This window comes from Pseudarcicella hirudinis, assembly GCF_900115665.1.
GTDB lineage: Bacteria > Bacteroidota > Bacteroidia > Cytophagales > Spirosomataceae > Pseudarcicella > Pseudarcicella hirudinis.
The window spans coordinates 284,397-304,100 of record NZ_FOXH01000003.1; the positions used below are offsets into that span (position 1 = coordinate 284,397).

Here is a 19,704-nt window from a genome sequence, read left to right on the forward strand (position 1 = left end):
GGGGTTTTAAATAATAATTTGCAGAATTATGTCAGCAGAAGCAAACAAAGCCGCCCTTGCCGAAATGAGAAAACGCCAGGAAGTAATTAACCTGGGTGGAGGATTAAAAAATATACAGAAACATCGGGATAAAGGCAGACTGACTGCCAGAGAACGGGTTGCTTATCTGATTGATGAAGGAACCGAATTTATGGAAATAGGTTCTTTTGTCGGATATGAAATGTATCAGGAATATGGTGGCTGTCCGGCGGGAGGAACAGTTGGCGGAATCGGATATGTTTCCGGCCGTCAGTGTGTTATTGTGGCAAATGACCCTACTGTAAAAGCTGGGGCTTATTTTCCGATAACGGCTAAAAAGAACCTCCGTTTACAGGAAATAGCGATGCAAAATCATTTGCCGATTATTTATTTGGTGGATAGTGCAGGGGTTTTTCTACCTATGCAGGATGAAATTTTTCCTGATAAAGAGCATTTTGGAAGGGTTTTTTACAACAATTCTCAAATGAGTGCTATGGGAATTACCCAGATTTCTGCTGTTTTGGGAAGTTGTGTGGCAGGCGGAGCTTATTTACCGATTATGTCAGATGAGACTCTGATGGTTGAAGGACAAAGTTCTATTTTTCTGGCCGGCCCTTATCTTGTGAGAGCAGCAGTAGGAGAGGAGATTGATGCTGAAACCCTGGGAGGTGCAGTTACTCATACAGAGATTTCCGGGATTGCTGATTATAAATTCAAAACAGAGCAGGAGTGCCTGGATCAGGTAAAGAGAAATATTTCTAAGCTTGGTAAAAAAGAATCAGCCGGTTTTGACAGAACTGTTTCTAAAATGCCATTAAAGAATCCGGAAGAGATTTATGGAATTTTACCGGAAAGCCGTCAGAAAACGTATGATATGAGGGAGATTATAGAACGCCTGGTTGATGATTCTGAATTTGATGAATATAAACGGGATTATGGCAAAACGATACTTTGTGGTTATGCCAGAATTGATGGCTGGGCCGTTGGAATTGTAGCCAATCAGCGGGTTATAACCAAAACAGCCAAAGGGGAAGTACAGATTGGCGGGGTAATTTATAATGATTCGGCAGATAAGGCTTCGCGTTTTATCATGAACTGTAACCAAAAGCAGATTCCTTTAGTATTTTTACAGGATGTAACAGGTTTCATGGTCGGAAGCCGTTCTGAACATTCCGGAATAACAAAAGATGGTGCTAAAATGGTAAATGCTGTTGCCAATTCAATTGTACCTAAATTTACCATTGTCATTGGAAATTCCTACGGAGCGGGGAATTATGCCATGTGTGGAAAAGCATATGATCCAAGGTTGATCTTTGCATGGCCTTCAGCTAAAATTGCGGTAATGGGAGGAGAGCAGGCTGCGAAAACGCTGCTTCAGACCAATATTGCTTCTATGAAAGCGAAAGGAAAGGAACTTACTAAAGAAGAGGAAGAAAAGCAGCTGAATGAAATAACAGAGAGATATAATAAGCAGACTACTCCTTATTATGCAGCATCAAGGCTTTGGGTAGATGAAATTATTGATCCATTGGAAACCAGACAATTAATTTCGAAAGGAATTGAAGCTGCGAATCAGGCACCGATTGAAAAGGATTTTAAATTAGGTGTTTTGCAGGTGTAACCGCTGTTTTTATAAGGATAGAGCGAGAGAGTCAGAGGGTGGCAGAAAATCAGCAAATACATATTTCTGTCATCTTATAATTTTAATAATTGATATTGTCAGATATAGATTGAAAAGAATCTGTATCGAAAGATTTATACTCACTTCATCATACTAATGTTAAAAAATTCGATTACTACCTCAATTTTCGATTTATTCAAAGTCGGACCTGGCCCCTCCAGCTCTCATACAATCGGACCCATGAAGGCAGCGTATGATTTCCTGCGGGAAATTAATAAACTACCTGAAACAATTATCTCTGATGCCCTTTCAATACATATTCATTTGTACGGATCGCTAAGTGCTACCGGAAAAGGTCATGGAACTGACAGAGCAATTGTTGCGGGTTTATCAGGCTGGCAGCCAGATGCCTGTGATCCGGTGAAATTTACAGCGATTCTTAAAGATTCTTCTGAAAAATATCCGGTAAATGTGCTTGGAAATCAGGTTTTCATTAATGCTGAGAATTTCTTCTTCGAAAAAGGCCGTTATGATTCTCCACATGCCAATACAATGGTCCTCAGATTATTGAATGGTTCGGAAATAATCCTCGAACACGAATATTACTCAATAGGAGGAGGATTTATTTACCGGAAAGGAGAAAAACCGGATGCTGATGAAACCAGACAACCCCGTTATTCCTATGCGAGCATGAAGGAATTAAAAGCGCATCTTGAAAAAGAAAAGATTTCCCTGACTGATTTCATGATTGCCAATGAAATGGCATTAACGGGTGCTTCAAGAAAGGAAATAGAACGGAAAATAGATACGATTCTTGATTTCATGCATAAGGCAGTAAAACGTGGTCTGAAAGATAAGCATGTTTTGCCAGGTACAATTAAACTTCGCAGAAAAGCACCATTATTGTACCAAAAAGCTAAAAATCTGGCGTTGACAAGTGATAGCTTCCTGATTTTTCTGAATGCATATTGTTTAGCGGCTTCTGAGGAGAATGCCGCAGGAAATATTGTAGTTACGGCTCCGACCTCCGGCGCATCAGGTGTAATACCCGGGGTGACTTATCTGATCAAAAATCATTTTCATTATTCACCTCAACTGATGCGGGAGGGAATGCTTGCCGCTGCGGCAATTGGTTTTCTGGTAAAACATAATGCAAGTATTTCCGGAGCTGAGATGGGTTGTATGGGAGAAATTGGCTCTGCCTCAGCTATGGCTGCGGCAATGCTGACTTATTGTGCAACAAAAAATATAAATGCCATGGAAGCATCTGCTGAAATTGCAATAGAACATCATTTAGGTATGACCTGTGATCCGATTGGGGGCTATGTGCAAATTCCTTGTATTGAGCGTAACGCAATGGGTGCAGTAAAGGCGTACAATGCCTTTTTGCTGGCAACAGCAGGAGATAGCTCTTTGCAGAAGATTTCTCTGGATAGTGTGATTAAAGTAATGAAAGCAACCGGAAAAGATATGTCCAAAAAGTATAAAGAAACCTCTGAAGCAGGCCTGGCCTTAAGTGCCACAGAATGTTAAATATCGGAATGCCTGAAAATTTTGACAAACTTAGCGAACATGAAAAAGGATTGAGCGTTAAACCTCAATCCTTTTTGTGAAAATGTAAGTAATTAACAGCATAGTAAATACTTTATCTCCTATGTGCCCTATATTCCTATGTGGTTTCAGTCATAGCGAATACAACCCCAAACTTTATTTCCTATGTGTCCTATGTTCCTATGCGGTTTCAGTGATAGGAATAGAAAACCCCAGCTTTGTATTCTATGTGCCCTATATTCCTATGTGGTTTCAGTGATAGGAATAGAAAACCCCAGCTTTGTATTCTATGTGCCCTATATTCCTATGCGGTTTCAGTCATAGCGAATACAACCCCGAACTTTATATCCTATGTGTCCTATGTTTCTATGTGGTTGCAATGTTACCCTTTAAATACTACCAATAGGAAAACTAACTCCAAGATTAACGCTCAGCCCACGGTTAGTCATCGTTACATTTGGATCTTTGGAAATATCAATGAGTCCGATGCCATAACGAACATCAAAATTAATCCATGATTTACTACCTAAGTTGTAATTAAGCCCTCCTCCTAACGTTGCACCAAAATCTACAGCATTGAATCTGGTGCCATCAGGGTTGATATCATTTCCGGCTTTATTGCTGGAATTAAGAAGAAAATTCAAATGTGGCCCGACAAAAAGTTTCGGTCTGATAGAACCAGCCTCGTTTTTTGTACCAAAATAATAAGTAGCTAAAACAGGAACCTGAATATAATTAAGGTTAATCTGATCTGTATTTTCATTAATATTTGCTCCCATCTGACTATAAAGTATCTGAGCTCCTATTCCGAAGGAAGTTTTAATACTATAGTTGAAAAACCCTCCTGCTACCAGGCCAGGTTTTAAAGAAGTATTTTTTAGTCCGTGCAAATCGGCGAAATTGACACCAACTGTTGGTCCGAAAGAAAGGTTCTGTGCCATAGAAAGTTTACCTGCCAGGACAAGAACCGCTGTCATCATTACAATTTTTTTCAGCATAAGATTAAGATTTTGTGAATGGAAAAAACAGAAATGCAAGCGTTGAAAACAGATGCATTTTGTTTCTAAAACCCTTGAAATTGTGTTTTATTGAATAGAAATGAGTAAGCGGTAAGCTAAAAACAACAATAAATTAAGCTGTTTTGGAAAGAGTATTATTAATCAGGAAGTTATGAAAGCTGATTACGGGATGAAAAAAGTAAGAAAAGGCAGAGAAAACAACCGGGAATTTCTCTGCCTTTCATGAAAATGCCGAAGGTTTCAGACGAAGGCCTGAATACCTGTAATTTCTTTCCCTAAAATAAGTAAGTGAATATCCTGCGTACCTTCATAAGTTACAACCGACTCGAGGTTCATCATATGTCTCATGATCGGATACTCACCGGTAATGCCCATGCCCCCATGAATCTGCCGGGCCTCACGGGCAATGTTTAATGCAATTTCCACATTATTTCTTTTGGCAAGGGATATCTGAGCTGAGGAGGCTTTCCCAGCATTTTTCAACATTCCCAAACGCCAGCAGACCAATTGAGCTTTTGTAATTTCTGTCAGCATTTCTGCCAGTTTCTTTTGTATCAGTTGAAAAGACGCAATGGGTTTGTCAAACTGAATTCTTTCCAGAGCATATCTTCGGGCCGAATCATAGCAATCCATTGCGGCACCTAATGCTCCCCATGCGATACCATAACGGGCATTATCCAGACATTTCAGAGGGCCTTTTAAGCCATCAATATTGGGAAGAATATTCTCTTTGGGAATTTTAACGTTGTCAAAAACCAGTTCTCCTGTACAGCTCGCCCGAAGAGACCATTTTCCATGAATTTCCGGGGTGGAGAATCCTTCCATTCCACGTTCTGCGATAACGCCTTTCACCCTTCCTTGCTCATTTTTTGCCCAAACTACAGCAATATCTGCCTTAGGAGCATTGGAAATCCACATCTTTGAACCATTAAGCAGAAAGTGATCGCCCATATCTTTCAGATTAGTTTTCATTCCGGAAGGATTTGAACCAAAATCCGGTTCTGTTAATCCGAAACAGCCTAAGAAATCTCCGGAAGCTAATTTAGGCAAATATTTATGCCGCTGATCCTCTGAACCAAAAGCATAGATAGGAAACATAACCAATGAACCTTGCACTGATGCTGTAGAACGCATTCCGGAATCTCCCCGCTCAATTTCCTGCATCATAAGACCGTAGGAAATATAATCTAGCCCTCCAGCCCCGTATTCCTGAGGAATTGTAGGCCCGAAAATGCCCATTTCTCCCATTTTTTTAACTAAATGTTCTGGGAAAACGGCTCTTTGACAAGCATCTTCAATGATAGGCGAAATCTCCTTTTTGACAAAATCTCTTACAGATTGACGAATCAGTTTATGCTCATCCGTCAATAAGTCATCAATTTCATAAAAGTCTGGGGATTCAAATATATCGGTGCGGGAAGAATGATGGAAGTTCATAAGCTGAGTTTGTTGTTGAAAATCAATATTATCAAATAGTTTGATTTATTGCAAAAAATTGAGATATGATATTAATTGTCAGGTAAGCACTACCGTTAGATAAGAATCAGGTGTTTTTCTTAAGAAGTAATTTGTGCAGGAATGGAGATTGGATCAAATTTGTGGTTTAAAATCTATATGTAAACTATTAATTAATCTTTATTAAAACAATCAGAAAATTTATGAAAAAGGTATTGTTTATTGTTCTAACAATTATTGGATTCAGTGCAACAAGTTCTGCACAGGTTCGTTACGGGATCAAAGCCGGGGCTAACTTTGCAACCATTACAGCTTCATACGCAGGTTCAAGTTCCAGTTCTGGAACATTGATCGGATATCACGGAGGTATTGTTTTAGACGCACCTTTGTCTGAGAAATGGTCTCTTCAACCAAATTTATTATATTCTCTTAAAGGAGGAAAAAGTGATGCATCTTCTACTTCCAGCGGAGGCACAGGTAAACTTAGCTATATCGAATTGCCGGTTAATGCAGCTTATCATATAACAGATCAGTTCTTAATCGGAGCCGGACCTTATGTTGGTTACTTGTTGAGTGTATCCAATGATCAGGGATCATCGTCAACCGACGGAGTCAATAAGATTGATTATGGTGTAAATGCAATGGTAAGTTATGAAATTACGGAAGGATTGGTTTTGGGTGCAAACTATTCTTATGGTTTGGCAAACACTATAGATATGAACTATATTAATCAGCAATCCGGAGGTTTTGGATCTCTTTTGGGAGATATTTCTGCGAAAAACAGAGTAATTGGTGTTTCATTGACTAAGTTTTTTTAGAATAAAGCCTTTTAAGAAGCAAGGGTGTTTCATTGATTTGAAACACCCTTGCTTTTTTACGGAAGGTTGTTTTTTAGATAAATATATCTGTACTGGTTTTAACACAATCAATCAACCGGTCTTTATCAATCCCGGTATTTTCTCCCTTTTCTCTGAAAAACTGAAAAAGATTGGTCGTGTCAATATTTCCCACCAATTCATCTTCTGCCATCGGGCAACCACCAAATCCACCAATTGCTCCGTCAAATCGTCTGCAACCTGCTTCATAAGCGGCTTCAATTTTTGTGCGCCATCCATCAGGCGTCGCATGAAAATGTCCGCCAAATTCAATGGAAGGATACTTAGGAATTAATTCACTGAAAAGTTCTGAGATCGTTTTGGTTTCTGCTACACCTACCGTATCTGAAAGTGCAATGGTTTTAATACCAAGATTTGCCATTTTTTCTGCCCAGTTTGCCACAATTTCCACATCATAAGGATCTCTGTATGGATTTCCGAAACCCATAGAAAAATAAATAACCAGCTGTTTGTTAGCTTTTTGACATAAATTCTGAACTTTTTCAACCAATGAATAAGCCTCAGCTATAGAGGAATTGGTATTTCTTTGCTGAAAAGTCTCTGAAATAGAAAAGGGAAATCCCAGATACGTTATTTTTTCAAAAGAAAGCGCCGTTTCAGCACCACGGAGATTGGCAATAATAGCTAATAATTTAGTTGGAGTACCATCTAAATCCAGCTTCTCATATACCTGAGCAGTATCTGCCAGCTGAGGAATAGCTTTTGGAGAAACAAAGCTACCAAAGTCGAGGGTATCAAAACCAACTTTTAATAATTGATTGAGATAAGTAATTTTCTTTTCGGTAGGAATCTGGTTTTCCCAACCTTGCATGGCATCCCGGGGGCATTCGATAATTTTTACCTGATTCATAAATATCTGAGATTGTGATGAAGTATAGCAATTTTGAAAGAATTTCCCGAAAACAAAAATCCGGAAGCGGTTATGATTCCTGAAATGAAGAAATCCTATAAAAAGCGTAGTTTTAATATAAACAGAATTTAATCAAATCTTTAAACAAATGTAATTAGGGTATAATGATTTATTCTGAACTTGCTTTTTTGCATTTTGCCAAGTCTATAAAAACAAAACAGTGAAAATTTTTGTATTTCATTAAGATTCAGTAATTTTGCACCCCTAAAAGGAATTTCAAATTTGAAATAAGTGATTAGCCGGAAGGGTCTGCATTGAAGCTGTTGATCCTTAATAAAATAAGTAAAACCGACTAATAACAAAGCATAACTAAATAATCAACATTTTAAACAATGGCACGGGATTTAAAATTCACAAGAAACATTGGTATCGCTGCCCACATTGATGCCGGTAAAACCACCACTACTGAACGTATCCTTTACTACGCGGGTGTAAGCCACAAAATTGGTGAGGTACACGATGGAGCTGCAACCATGGACTGGATGGAGCAAGAGCAGGAAAGAGGGATTACTATTACATCTGCGGCAACTACAGTAGGTTGGAAATACAGAGACCAAGATTACCACATTAACATTATCGATACTCCTGGTCACGTGGACTTTACCGTAGAGGTAAACCGCTCACTTCGTGTATTGGATGGTCTTGTATTCTTGTTTAGTGCTGTTGATGGTGTTGAGCCTCAATCAGAAACTAACTGGCGTTTGGCCAACAACTATAACGTAGCACGTTTAGGTTTCGTTAACAAAATGGACCGTGCTGGTGCAGATTTCCTTAATGTTTGCCGTCAGGTAAAAGAAATGTTGGGAAGCTACGCTGTACCTCTTCAATTGCCTATCGGTGCTGAAGAAACATTTGAAGGTGTGGTTGACCTTGTTAACTTCCGTGGTATCAAATGGAATGAGCATGATAAAGGAATGACTTTCGAAGTTGTACCTATTCCTGAAGATATGATCGATGAAGCTACTGAATACCGTGAGAAATTATTGGAAGCAGTTGCTGAATTTGATGAGTCTTTGATGGAAAAATATTTCGAAGATCCGGAATCTATCACTGAAGACGAAATTTTGACAGCTCTTCGTGCTGCTACAATCAGCATGAAAATCGTTCCGATGCTTTGTGGTTCATCTTTCAAAAACAAAGGTGTTCAAACAATGCTTGACTATGTAATGGCGATTCTACCTTCTCCATTAGATAAAGAAAGTATCAAAGGAACTGACCCGCGTACTGACGCTGAAATCGCTCGTAAACCAAGTACAGAAGAGCCTTTTGCTGCTCTTGCATTCAAAATCGCTACTGACCCTTATGTTGGTCGTCTTTGTTTTGTTCGTGCATACTCAGGTGTTTTGGAAGCAGGTTCTTATATCCTGAACAACCGTTCCGGAAACAAAGAACGTATTTCCCGTATCTTCCAGATGCATGCTAACAAACAAAACTCAATTGAGCGTTTGGAAGCTGGTGATATTGCTGCGGTAGTAGGATTTAAAGATATTAAAACAGGAGATACACTTTCTGACGAAAAGAGCCCGATCGTTCTTGAATCAATGGTATTCCCTGATCCGGTTATCGGATATGCAATTGAACCGAAGAAATCTGCCGATCAGGATAACTTCTCGAAAGCTATCGGTAAATTAATCGAAGAAGACCCTACTTTGAAAGTTGAATCTAACGAGGAAACTGGTCAGACTATTATCAAAGGGATGGGTGAACTTCACCTTGAAATCATCATCGACCGTATGCGTCGTGAATTCAAAGTAGAAGTTAACCAGGGTGCTCCACAGGTTGCTTATAAAGAATCGTTGACCAAAACTACTGAACACCGTGAGGTTTACAAAAAACAATCAGGTGGTAAAGGTAAATTTGCGGATATCGTATTCGAAATGGGACCTCGTGAAGATGGAAAAGATGGTTTGGAATTTATCAACGGTATCGTTGGTGGGGTTATTCCAAAAGAATTTATTCCTTCAATTCAGAAAGGTTTTGATGCTGCAATGAAAAACGGAGCATTAGCTGGTTACCCAATGGATTCTATGCGTGTACGTGTATTCCACGGATCTTTCCACGATGTCGATTCAGATGCATTGTCATTTGAAATGGCTGCACGTTTAGGTTACAAAGAAGCTGCTAAAGCTGCCGGAGCTAAATTGATGGAACCAATCATGTCAGTAGAAGTTGTTACTCCTGAAGAATATACAGGACCAATTACAGGTGATATGAACCGTCGTAGAGGTATGATGAAAGGTATGGATTCTAAACAAGGAGCTCAGGTATTGAAAGCTGATATTCCATTGTCTGAATTGTTCGGTTATATTACTGACCTTCGTACAATGTCTTCAGGACGTGCTACAGCTAACTTGACTTTCTCTCACTATGAATTCGTTCCGCAGGCAATGGCTGACGAAATCGTGAAGAAAGCTAAAGGTTTGTAAGAACACCGGGCTTTAGCCCTTTAAAATATAAATCCCTCATAATTAAGTTTATGGGGGATTTTTTATGATTTTTGATCATTCTCCTGTAATTCTTATGACAAACGTTCCGCTACCCATTCTCTACCAGGATGAGCATTTGGTGGTCATTAATAAACCCCATAATTTACTGGTTCATCGCTCGCCTATTGCTGCCGAAGAAACAGTCTTTGCCTTACAGATATTAAGAGATCAGCTGAATTGCTGGGTAAGTCCTTGCCATCGGATTGACAGGAAGACTTCGGGAGTCCTTGTTTTTGCTTTATCGTCTGAGGTAGATAAGGAAGTCAAGAAACAATTTGAAACCCAGCAGGTAAAGAAGAAATATCTGGCATTAGTGCGGGGATATTTGCCCGAAACCGGAACGGCTGACAGACCTTTGGAAAAGGAAAACGGAGGTTTTCAGGATGCGGTTACGCACTTTCGCTGTTTACAGCAGATTGAATTGGAAATAGAAGTAAGCCGTTATCCGACCTCAAGGTATTCTTTAGCAGAAATTACGCCTGAAACGGGTAGAATGCACCAGATAAGAAGACATTTTGCTCAGATGAGACATTATTTAATCGGAGATAAAAAATATGGAGAATGTAAACATAACAAAATGTTTGAGGAACGTTTTGGCTTGAATACCATGCTTTTACATGCAGGTTCTCTGACATTTGAACATCCGGTTACCGGAAATACACTGGAAGTAGAAGCACCGGTGAGTTCTGAGTTTTTAAGGATACTCGACGCAATCGGGATGGAAACCGGTGGATTGTTCTGATTTCAGAAATAAAAACATTAATGATGCACTGATTTTCAGGACATTGCTTTTTAAATGTTGATGATTTGTGTCTTAGGTTGTAATAAGTGATTTTGAAAAGATTCAGTCTGGAAAAAACTTGAAGGGTATTCTTGCAGAATCCATTGAAAGTCAGTAATTTTGCACTCCCAAACCCGAAGCAAATGGTACTTTCGATTTGGGATAGCTTAACTTTAATGTACCAACTCAGATGAATCAAAAAATCAGAATCAAATTGAAGTCATTTGACCACACATTAGTGGACAAATCGGCTGAGAAAATTGTGAAAGCCGTGAAGGCTACAGGTGCAGTTGTTTCGGGTCCTATTCCGTTGCCAACTAAAATTGAAAAATTCACAGTTTTGCGTTCACCACACGTAAACAAAAAGGCTCGTGAGCAATTCCAATTGTGTACTTACAAGCGTCTGATTGACATCTTCTCTTCTTCAGCTAAAACTGTTGATGCGTTGATGAAATTAGAATTGCCTTCAGGTGTTGATGTTGAAATCAAAGTATAATTTTTGATTTTACGATAAAAAAACCTGCCAACTTCGGTTGACAGGTTTTTTTTATAGCTTTACGATTCTGGCATTCTGCCAGTCTATTTGATTTTCAGCGGCCTGTAAATCGATAAATTTGAAATCCTGTAATAGTCCTTCCAATTTTCCTAATGCTCCTTTTAACCCGTAATAAGATTTGAATTTTCTGACACGGCTCAATTCTTCAATCATAGGCTGGCCCGCATCAAAATCTCTGGGATGAAAGTAAGTCATCACATAATCAGACTGTTTCATTAGTTTTTCCAGTACCAGTGAAGGGAATAAGCGGAAATATCCTCCTCCTGAAAAGATTAAAGGCGTTCCGAAACTGTTAAATGTATTAATCGGAAATTCTTTCAGACGATGCCCGTCTATATCAATCCAGCAAGGTTCTGCTACGCCGAACTCTGCGAATCCGCCATGTGCTCTTTTGGCCGGAAAGACGGAACAATCTATTTCAATTCCATTTTCTACCAATACCTCAAAAGCCCATTTATTTTCCTGTTTGATGGAAAAACCAGGAGCGCGGTATGCTTTTACTTTTTTCCCTGAAACATCTTCAAGGGCTTTGATGGAGGTTTCCAGATCGGCTTTAAAAGCCTCCCGGCTTTGTTCATAAGCCAACTGATGCAAATCTGAATGCGTTGCTACCTCATAGCCTTTATTAACAATGGCTCTGATAATATCCGGATGTTTTCTGGCTACCCAGCCCAGACAGAAAAAAGTTGCTTTCTGATTGTTTTGGGCAAGTAATTCAAAAATCAATTCCATATTCTGATGAATCCGGCCTGGATATTTTGCCCAGTCAGCTTCATTTTTTGTAGAATCATTATCCAGAATATGAAACCACTCCTCAATGTCAAACGTAAGAATATTCATAAAAAACACAGAATCTGATCTGTAAAATCAAAGGATCTGAACGATTAATAAAACTTTTTCCCTGCTTTCAGGAAGGCAGCTACATCTTCTTTGGTTGGGAAGGTAAAGTAGGTCAGCTCTTCGTCAGGATTCGGAATCAATTCATAATTTCCTGAATGGATTTTTTCAACACATTCAATAATACATTCCATTCCGATCTGTTTGGTATGATTGATGAGTGCTTCCTGCGAACGATCTCCGATTTCAACTTTCTTTTGTACCAAAATCGGTCCTGAATCAATTCCCTCATCTACAAAGAAGACGGAAACACCTGTATATTTCTCATTATAACGCAAAACCCAGAAAGAAGGCATCAGCCCTCTGTATTTTGGCAAAAGCGCTGTATGCAGGTTTAAACAGCCTTTTGGCGCTAAATCAAGAAGGGGTCTTTTGAAGATTTGGTTTCCACCGATTGAAACCAGCAAATCCGGCTCATATTCTCTTATTCTGTCTAAATTTTCGGGCTTATTGATATTCCCTTCAATTTCTACCAAAGGAACGTTGTGTTTAGCCAGAATATTTTTAACCGATTTATTAGAATTAAGCTTAGACAAAATGAATTTTGTGCCATAATGCACAAAGAAAGAGGCCCCGAAAATGTCATAAGTCTTTTTCATTTTCTCTGAAAATGTTTCTCTTTTTCCAAAAGGAGAAACCTCGAATAGAACGGTGGCTACAACTTCCGAGTGTTCAGGCAGATTTTTAATTAAAAAATCAATGTTTTCAGCAAGGTAAAAAGGGTCGTCCTGGGTAAGAAGAATAATTCTCATTTGATATATAAATTTTGGCTGTTCTGATTTAGAAATAAATAAGCAGTGAAAGTAAAACCAATAAAATCAGTTTCTGGAATTTTTAAAGAGTTGTCCTATTTTGGAAAGAGGTTTCCACCAGAGTGTGTACCAGCGAGGTTTCAGATTATTGATGTTCCAGGCCCTCCGGTCTTCTTTATTGGCTCTGATCCGGTGTTTGAAAGAGGCATTGCTTGTTCCTCCCGTTCTCATAGTAATGACCAGTTCCGGCAAATAATGGGTAGAAATCTGGTATTTGTATAACATTCTCAGCATCAGTTCATAATCACCTGAGCATTTGAAATCGGTCAGATAATATCCGTTTTTGTCATAAACAGATTTTTTAAGATAAAAGGCTAAATGCGGAATCATCCAGCCATTAAGCCAGTTTTCTTTGTGGTATTCTCCTGTCTGCCAGTATCTTACGATTTTATTCTTGTCATGAAAATCAACATATTGCTTATCTCCATACACAGAGTCAGTACCGAATTCGGCAAATGCTTGCATGATATGGCTTAAAACATGGTTATTAGGGTAAAAGTCATCAGATCCGATGATTCCAATCACTTCACCTGTAGCCAGTTTCAGTCCTTTGTTCATTGCATCATAAATCCCTTTATCCGGCTCTGAAATCCATTTGATCTTGTCTCCGTAAGATTTTAAAATATCAACTGTACCATCTTTTGATGCACCATCTACCACGATATATTCTACGGAAGGATAATCCTGAGAGAGAACACTTTCTATCGTATCCTGAATAGTTTGTGCAGAGTTAAAAGAAACAGTAATAATGGAAATTTTCATCAACAAGGAGATTTTGAGCTTTTTGATTCCGCTGACTCATTAAATAGGGGAATCTGAAAGACAAAGATACGAAGATGAACTTTCCTAAAGCGTATCACTTTAGGAAAGTTTATCAAATGGTTATTCTACCGAAACAATTCCCGCACCATTATATGACCTGTATTCTCCGTTGTACATGGCATCAGCAGATAGCACCCCCCGATTAAATTTACCCTTTGAAACCACTCTGACGAGGTAATAAAAGTTTTGAGCTTTGTTAGATGCTTTCAGACTTGTAAAGAAATTAATCCGGTCATCTCTGATGTCAAAATACTCAGGAGATGCCTGATCCTTTATCCAGATAAAATCTCTGTCGGCAGTTAATCTCGGATTCTCAATCTCAAAGCCGGCCGGAAGCATATCCGTTACCACGATATTTTCGACAGGTAAGGAATTACTGCTTTGAAGAGTGATTTTTACCACAACCAATTGATTTTGCTTAAATGTATTCCCGTTAAGTATTTGTCCGGCGCGATCATAATATTGTCTTCTTACTTTCAGAACGTTATCAATTTCCTGTACTTTTCCATCGGAGCTTAAACCTTCCATTTGGGCAAAATAATAGAGATTACCTTTGTTTTGAACATTAATCAGGGTCTGGTTTCCTACGTTTTTAAGTAATAAGTCTGTTCCTGTGAAGTTGCCAATGGTTTTTCCATTGGCGGATATAATAGCAGTGGTCTGGCTGGCATTAGCTTTTCTGGCAAGTTTGCCCAGTGCAAGAAAGGTAAATGCCTGTTCCTGGGTAGAAAGCCATCTTTCAGTTTTTACTGCCTGAGACAGAAGTCTTGCCAGGGTAGGAATTTGCAGGTTATCTTTATCCACTTCTATTAAAGTATTCAGGCTTAACGCAGCATTTCTGATCGGGGAACTAAAACTACCTCCGGTAGCTTTCTGAGACCGGTCGGAACCCAGATTTTTAGGCAGAATTTCTGAATAACTTTTAACATCTCCGGTAAGATTAAAGGCTGCGGCAAGGAGATATTTTTCATCTTCCGTCAGTAATGGAAGATTTGATTTATAGTAATTCATAATAGAACGATTGGGTTTGCCTGCCAAGGCAAGAGTATAAAGGCTGTAAATGGTTTCCCGTTTAACAATCTGCCGTTTTTGAGCAACACCGCCTGCATCCCAGTAATATTCTTCCTCCATTTCCTGTTTGCTTACCTTGCTGTTGAGATAGTCAATCATTTTACCGACAATTCCGGTGTTAGTCTGGTAATCAGCTCTTTGAGCTTCAATTAAGAAGTGCAGCGCATAGGCAGTACCCCACCATGATTCTGTGCTGTTTCCCTGCCAGTAACTTAAGGCACCATTTGGTAACTGCATACTTTCCAGCTTATTTATAGCTGCTTCAACATTGTATTTTGGATTTAATTCATTTTCTCCGCTTTTCAGATATGGCTTTTTCCCTTTCTGAATTTGCTTGACAAAATCGCTGAAATACAATTGTGGAAATGCTTTGGAAACCGTCTGTTCCACACAGCCGTGTGGATAGCCAAGTAAATCCTCAAATTTATCAATGAATTGAGTCATGGGTGATCTGCTGATAAGAAGCTGAGATTTTATGGTTGAAGGAATAAAATCATTCTGAAGACTTACCGTTGTATTTTGTCCGCCATTTACTGAACCGGAATTAGAAATTTTCAGGAGAGAAGTGCCCGGTCTGATGGTTAACTCTGTTATATCTGAAAAATTTTCTTTTAAGCCATTAACCTTTACAACCACTTTACCATTTCCTGAAACAGCAGCTGCTTTTACCGCGAAATTAACACGTCCCTCTTTTTCAGGAGCGATATTAATTTTTTGGGTATTTCCTCCCACAATTGCTAAACCTCCTGTTGTGGAAATAGTGGCAGTAATAGCGGCAGCCTGTTTGGTTGTATTGGTAATGTTTACAGGTACCACAAGCTCATCATTCGGACTGGCGAAACGAGGCAGGGCAGAACTGATAACCAAAGGGTCTGCAACTTTCATGTTTACATTGGCAGAACCAAGTGCTTCGTCTTTATAAGCAACCGCCATAATTCTCAGATCTCCGGAAAACTGAGGAATATCAAATTCATAATCTACCTCGCCTTTCGAGTTGGTTTTTAAAACACCTGACCAGAATGCTACCAGATTTACTCTTCCATTTGTAAGAGGATTTACTCTTTTTTCAAGATCATATCCATCCCCGCCGATGCTTGAATGACTGCTGATTGATAATTCCGGAAAAAGGAATGGATACAAATCATAGTTATCAACTTCCAATGCCTTTTTCTGATAAAAATAAGCATAAGGATCTGGCGTTTTGAAGTTTTTCAATTGCAGAATCCCTTCATCTACTACGGCAACCGTAATTTCTGTATTTGCTTTTGCTCTTACCGTAATCCTTTGTTTGGTTTTTGACCTTGATTTCTCTACTGCCACAATAGAAACAGGTAATTGGTTTTCAGGATTTTCTACCATTACGGGCGCATAGCCATGTGCTACAGTGAGAGGCAGATTGGAATCATCCATTGGTCTGATCAGGGTAGCAGAAACGTAGACATTAGGAAGATGCTCATTCCCGATTTTAAAGGTTAATTCTGCTGATTTCTTATCAGTCTGGAGATAATGATATTCCATCACATGATTTCGTTCAATCGTCACAAGTAATTTTCCGGCGAAAGGGGTTTTGAAAAGTACCTTAGCTTTATCTCCCACCTCATACTTATCTTTATTGAACTCCATGGTCACCTGGCCTTCATTATTGACTTCGAAAGAAGAATTTTCGGTATTTCCCCATCCATAGGCATAAAACTCCTGAGCAGTCCATGACCTGGCTCCTTCACGATGTATCCTTAGTTCATATTCTCCGGAAACAGGTGGTGCATAACTTATAGACGCTTTTCCATTTACAAAGTCAACCGTTCTGGAATAAACTATCTTTGTTTGCTTTTTCGAAGAATATTTCAGGGAATTGTCTGTGTTTTTCTCTATAACGGTCTGGTAGTCAAATCGTATTATTTCGATTTTTCCTTTGGCGTTGACAGGTTTTCCTATTTGATTAAGTGCAACCAACGGGATTTGAACCGGGACATTGGTTCCTACATAAGTATCAGGCATCCCGATGCCATAGAAAACAGGCTGGGTGAAAATATCCAGGCGTTTTAAACGATTAACGGGCCGTCCGGTTTCATCAAAGACCGTAACATAGGTTTTTGATTCAAGCATTCCCATATCTGAGTAAGTAAGCGGAATCTGGAATTTTTCGGCAGCAATACCCTGGTCGTTTGTTACACCTTGTCTTACCACAGTTTCAAAATTGGTATTATCCTGAATGTCGAATCTGTAATTCCCGAAACCCTTTGGCTGAAAAAGTTTACGGGCCAGTTTGAACTCCATTTCATAATTACGATTTGAAGCAGGCGGCCCAAAGAGATTTAAAGCTGTGGCGGATATTCCAATCTGTTCTCCGTTCCGGTAAGATTCTTTATCTGATTTGAGATCAACCTTAATTCTGTCCGGCATAAATTCCTCAATAGAAATATTTCTTGAAGCCAGAAGAACATCATTTCCGTTTAAAATTTCAAAAACAAAGGTTCCCGTAGGGATAGATGTTTCTGTAGGAATGGAAAGTTCAACAGCTCCCTGTTCATTGGTTTCTTTTAAAAATGTTCTGAATTCCCTGCCATTTGGCATTAAAAGGCGGATTTTTACCGGAATTTTACCAACAGACTCCCAATTTTGAGTACGGACAATCGTATTAAAATGTACGGTTTCTCCCGGTCGGTAAATGTCACGATCGCCATAAATAAATGCCTGAAAACCGGAATTGTTATCTCTCAGACCTTCTACTTCAAATCTTGAGGTTTCAACTGCGGTATCCTCGAGTAATAAATAATTGAAATCTTCATCGATATTCGCTGTAATCATTCCGACTTTAAATCCTCCTGAATTCTTTTTCAGGTCTTTGAAAATAACCAGGCCTTTCGAATCAGTTTTTAAGGTTTGAATGGTCTGGTTATTACTTGAAATCATTTGGATTTCAACTCCGCTCATAGCTTCTGTGGTTTTAATAGAATTGGCAAAAACCACCAGTTCATCAGCAGATTGCTTTACAATCAGCCCAATGTCAGAAATTGAAACCAGTTTGGAAGCATTCAGGTAATATTCATCATTTGAATTAACTGTTACGAGATAAATCCCTTTCAGGTTATTCTGGTCAGGAAGAGAGAGGTTCATGGCACTGATGCCGTGAGTCTTTGGTAAATTTCCGGTTTCAATGGTTTTCTGAACAATAACATCTGAAAGTAATCCGGAATCATCATCGTAATAAGTATAAGTTTTAGCCTGAGTTGTTTCCAGCCCGTCTGAAGAATAGTTATAATCCTGATAGCGGTTATTCCGCATAAATTGCAGGATATTATTGGCATAGATTTTTGAAATTTTGACATTTACCTTCGGAACATTGACAATATTCAATCCTATATTTTTATTGCCTTTGGAAGAAAGGTAAATAGCTTTTTTATTCAGGAAGGAGATGGTAGGGGGCATTTCTCCGAAATAAACATCTTTTACAAAATCACTTTCCAGGCTTACACCCAGAGCGCTTCCTGTTTTTGTACTGAGTGTAAGGATATAATTATCTGTTTCATTGAAATCACCCCAAAAAATCACTCCATTTTCTGTAAACTCTACTTTTGTGCTGATTTGTGAATGATGTTTATCTTCTTTAGGATTGGCAGCAACTTTTACTTGAACCGGATTTCCCAAAGAATCATATTGAATCTGAACATTGTTTTCGTTAGCCTCTTCCTCTTTTTTATCTTTGTTTTCAACCTCAATTTTGAAAAATCCCTGTGGAAGTTCAGGATTCAGCTGCTGATTGGTAATAACCTTGATGAAACCTGTATTATTCTCAAAACCATGCTGAACGTCAAGTATTTCCAGTGTTTTCAGATCCGGAAGAGCGGTCTGGAGTGAAATTTCCTCTTTCGTTTTATAATTGAAATTGGCAATGCTTAATCCTTTGTCAAGTAAAATATTCAGGTTATCACTGGTAAATTTATCCGCACCTTTAATCTCAACGGCAATATTTGAGCTGATACCGGTTTGGGTAACATTAAAGGCTACGGGTGCATCCTTCTGATTAATCTTCAGCAGATTTGCAAGCTCACGACCATTTACAGGATAGTTGAATTTCAGCTTTATTCTGGCAGTAATATTGCCGTCCTGACGGGATTTTATCCAGTAACTTTCAGCTCCTTCCAGTTTCAGATAAGGAGTATGGAACTCAATCTCTTCTGTGGAAATCGAAGCATTTTTATCTTTGGAAATGCTTTGCAGAGCTTTTCTGTTTAGCTCAACCGTATATTCTGTAGCAGGATTAAAACTTGCATTGGGCGAGAAAACCAGCTCATTGGGGGCAACCCATTTGAAACGACCTTTAACCTCCGGCGTAATTTTCAGGAATTCGGTTGATACCCATTCATTTAAATCAGGTACAGAAAAGTCCTTGTTAAAAGTGAAACTCAGGTTCTGGCTAAGCTGAACTTCGTCATCAAAGTTTTTATTTTTTACTGAAATATCGCCGAATTTTGAACAGCCCGAAAAAATGAATACTGAAATAAAAAAGAAGAATAAGGATTTAATAATGAATAGGTTAGGTTTCTTGAGATGATAGAGTTTCATTGGGCAGGTTGTTTAAAATTTTTAATAATGAAGGTTAAAGAATTATTGCTATTTGGGGTAAAAGATGAGAAATGTTTGGGGGATTTTCAATTTTTTTTGAATGAATTTAGCGAAAGGACTTTTTAAACGGGTCTGAATGAAATAAAAGCCGGGTGATGATTCTAAATTGTTTTAAAGTATCAGGTTTTGCGGGAGATAATTCCAAAAAAAATGAAATAACTACCTAATTTATAAGAAGTAAGT

At 38.7% G+C, this 19,704-nt stretch carries 13 protein-coding genes; 6 read left to right on the forward strand and 7 right to left on the reverse strand.

Annotated features, from left to right (window positions below; all coding sequences use genetic code 11):
- Positions 1 to 28: 28 nt before the first annotated feature.
- Together BM179_RS07080 and BM179_RS07085 are read left to right on the forward strand one after the other, a co-directional pair.
- Positions 29 to 1,639, forward strand: a complete 1,611-nt coding sequence (locus BM179_RS07080; RefSeq protein ID WP_092014364.1) for an acyl-CoA carboxylase subunit beta — start codon at positions 29 to 31, stop codon at positions 1,637 to 1,639.
- 156 nt (positions 1,640 to 1,795) lie between these two features.
- Entirely contained in the window at positions 1,796 to 3,172 is a 1,377-nt protein-coding gene (locus BM179_RS07085; protein WP_092014367.1) for an L-serine ammonia-lyase, read from the forward strand.
- A gap of 407 nt (positions 3,173 to 3,579) precedes the next feature.
- On the opposite strand, the gene BM179_RS07090 is transcribed toward BM179_RS07085, so the two are convergent.
- Both BM179_RS07090 and BM179_RS07095 read right to left on the reverse strand, forming a co-directional pair.
- Entirely contained in the window at positions 3,580 to 4,188 is a 609-nt protein-coding gene (locus BM179_RS07090) for a porin family protein (protein ID WP_092014370.1), read from the reverse strand.
- A 261-nt stretch (positions 4,189 to 4,449) separates the two neighbouring features.
- Entirely contained in the window at positions 4,450 to 5,646 is a 1,197-nt protein-coding gene (locus tag BM179_RS07095) for an acyl-CoA dehydrogenase family protein (RefSeq protein WP_092014373.1), read from the reverse strand.
- A gap of 221 nt (positions 5,647 to 5,867) precedes the next feature.
- Between BM179_RS07095 and BM179_RS07100 the strand changes: the two genes are divergently transcribed.
- A complete protein-coding gene (locus tag BM179_RS07100) occupies positions 5,868 to 6,482 on the forward strand; it encodes a porin family protein (protein WP_092014376.1) in 615 nt (204 codons plus the stop codon).
- Positions 6,483 to 6,555: 73 nt separating this feature from the next.
- Here the strand turns inward: BM179_RS07100 and BM179_RS07105 are convergent, their stop codons facing one another.
- Positions 6,556 to 7,410, reverse strand: coding sequence for a hydroxymethylglutaryl-CoA lyase (locus BM179_RS07105; RefSeq protein ID WP_092014379.1), 855 nt, complete (start codon positions 7,408 to 7,410; stop codon positions 6,556 to 6,558).
- A 392-nt stretch (positions 7,411 to 7,802) separates the two neighbouring features.
- Here BM179_RS07105 and fusA point away from each other — a divergent pair, with 392 nt between their 5' ends.
- The 3 genes from fusA to rpsJ all read left to right on the forward strand — a co-directional run bounded on the left by fusA (position 7,803) and on the right by rpsJ (position 11,233).
- Positions 7,803 to 9,896 (forward strand): elongation factor G, encoded by a 2,094-nt coding sequence (gene fusA, locus BM179_RS07110; RefSeq protein WP_092014382.1) that lies wholly within the window; start codon positions 7,803 to 7,805, stop codon positions 9,894 to 9,896.
- Between the two features lie 94 nt (positions 9,897 to 9,990).
- A complete protein-coding gene (locus BM179_RS07115; protein ID WP_092015009.1) occupies positions 9,991 to 10,698 on the forward strand; it encodes a pseudouridine synthase in 708 nt (235 codons plus the stop codon).
- A 229-nt stretch (positions 10,699 to 10,927) separates the two neighbouring features.
- Positions 10,928 to 11,233 carry a 30S ribosomal protein S10 gene (gene rpsJ, locus BM179_RS07120; protein WP_092014386.1) on the forward strand — a complete coding sequence of 102 codons (306 nt, stop codon included), beginning with the start codon at positions 10,928 to 10,930 and terminating at the stop codon, positions 11,231 to 11,233.
- 51 nt (positions 11,234 to 11,284) lie between these two features.
- On the opposite strand, the gene BM179_RS07125 is transcribed toward rpsJ, so the two are convergent.
- From BM179_RS07125 to BM179_RS07140, 4 genes are all read right to left on the reverse strand, one after another.
- Positions 11,285 to 12,133, reverse strand: coding sequence for a polysaccharide deacetylase family protein (locus tag BM179_RS07125; protein WP_092014390.1), 849 nt, complete (start codon positions 12,131 to 12,133; stop codon positions 11,285 to 11,287).
- Positions 12,134 to 12,177: 44 nt separating this feature from the next.
- Positions 12,178 to 12,942, reverse strand: a complete 765-nt coding sequence (locus BM179_RS07130) for a methionyl-tRNA formyltransferase (protein ID WP_092014393.1) — start codon at positions 12,940 to 12,942, stop codon at positions 12,178 to 12,180.
- A 66-nt stretch (positions 12,943 to 13,008) separates the two neighbouring features.
- Entirely contained in the window at positions 13,009 to 13,764 is a 756-nt protein-coding gene (locus BM179_RS07135; protein ID WP_092015012.1) for a glycosyltransferase family 2 protein, read from the reverse strand.
- 120 nt (positions 13,765 to 13,884) lie between these two features.
- On the reverse strand, positions 13,885 to 19,461 hold the full coding sequence (locus tag BM179_RS07140; RefSeq protein WP_092014396.1) for an alpha-2-macroglobulin family protein: 5,577 nt from the start codon (positions 19,459 to 19,461) through the stop codon (positions 13,885 to 13,887).
- Positions 19,462 to 19,704: the final 243 nt, after the last annotated feature.

Bases quoted from the DNA above. Each gene is read 5' to 3' on its own strand.
- BM179_RS07080 (WP_092014364.1), top strand. From the start codon at position 29: ATGTCAGCAGAAGCAAACAAAGCCGCCCTTGCCGAAATGAGAAAACGC.
- BM179_RS07085 (WP_092014367.1), top strand. From the start codon at position 1,796: ATGTTAAAAAATTCGATTACTACCTCAATTTTCGATTTATTCAAAGTC.
- BM179_RS07090 (WP_092014370.1), bottom strand. From the start codon at position 4,188: ATGCTGAAAAAAATTGTAATGATGACAGCGGTTCTTGTCCTGGCAGGT.
- BM179_RS07095 (WP_092014373.1), bottom strand. From the start codon at position 5,646: ATGAACTTCCATCATTCTTCCCGCACCGATATATTTGAATCCCCAGAC.
- BM179_RS07100 (WP_092014376.1), top strand. From the start codon at position 5,868: ATGAAAAAGGTATTGTTTATTGTTCTAACAATTATTGGATTCAGTGCA.
- BM179_RS07105 (WP_092014379.1), bottom strand. From the start codon at position 7,410: ATGAATCAGGTAAAAATTATCGAATGCCCCCGGGATGCCATGCAAGGT.
- fusA (WP_092014382.1), top strand. From the start codon at position 7,803: ATGGCACGGGATTTAAAATTCACAAGAAACATTGGTATCGCTGCCCAC.
- BM179_RS07115 (WP_092015009.1), top strand. From the start codon at position 9,991: ATGACAAACGTTCCGCTACCCATTCTCTACCAGGATGAGCATTTGGTG.
- rpsJ (WP_092014386.1), top strand. From the start codon at position 10,928: ATGAATCAAAAAATCAGAATCAAATTGAAGTCATTTGACCACACATTA.
- BM179_RS07125 (WP_092014390.1), bottom strand. From the start codon at position 12,133: ATGAATATTCTTACGTTTGACATTGAGGAGTGGTTTCATATTCTGGAT.
- BM179_RS07130 (WP_092014393.1), bottom strand. From the start codon at position 12,942: ATGAGAATTATTCTTCTTACCCAGGACGACCCTTTTTACCTTGCTGAA.
- BM179_RS07135 (WP_092015012.1), bottom strand. From the start codon at position 13,764: ATGAAAATTTCCATTATTACTGTTTCTTTTAACTCTGCACAAACTATT.
- BM179_RS07140 (WP_092014396.1), bottom strand. From the start codon at position 19,461: ATGAAACTCTATCATCTCAAGAAACCTAACCTATTCATTATTAAATCC.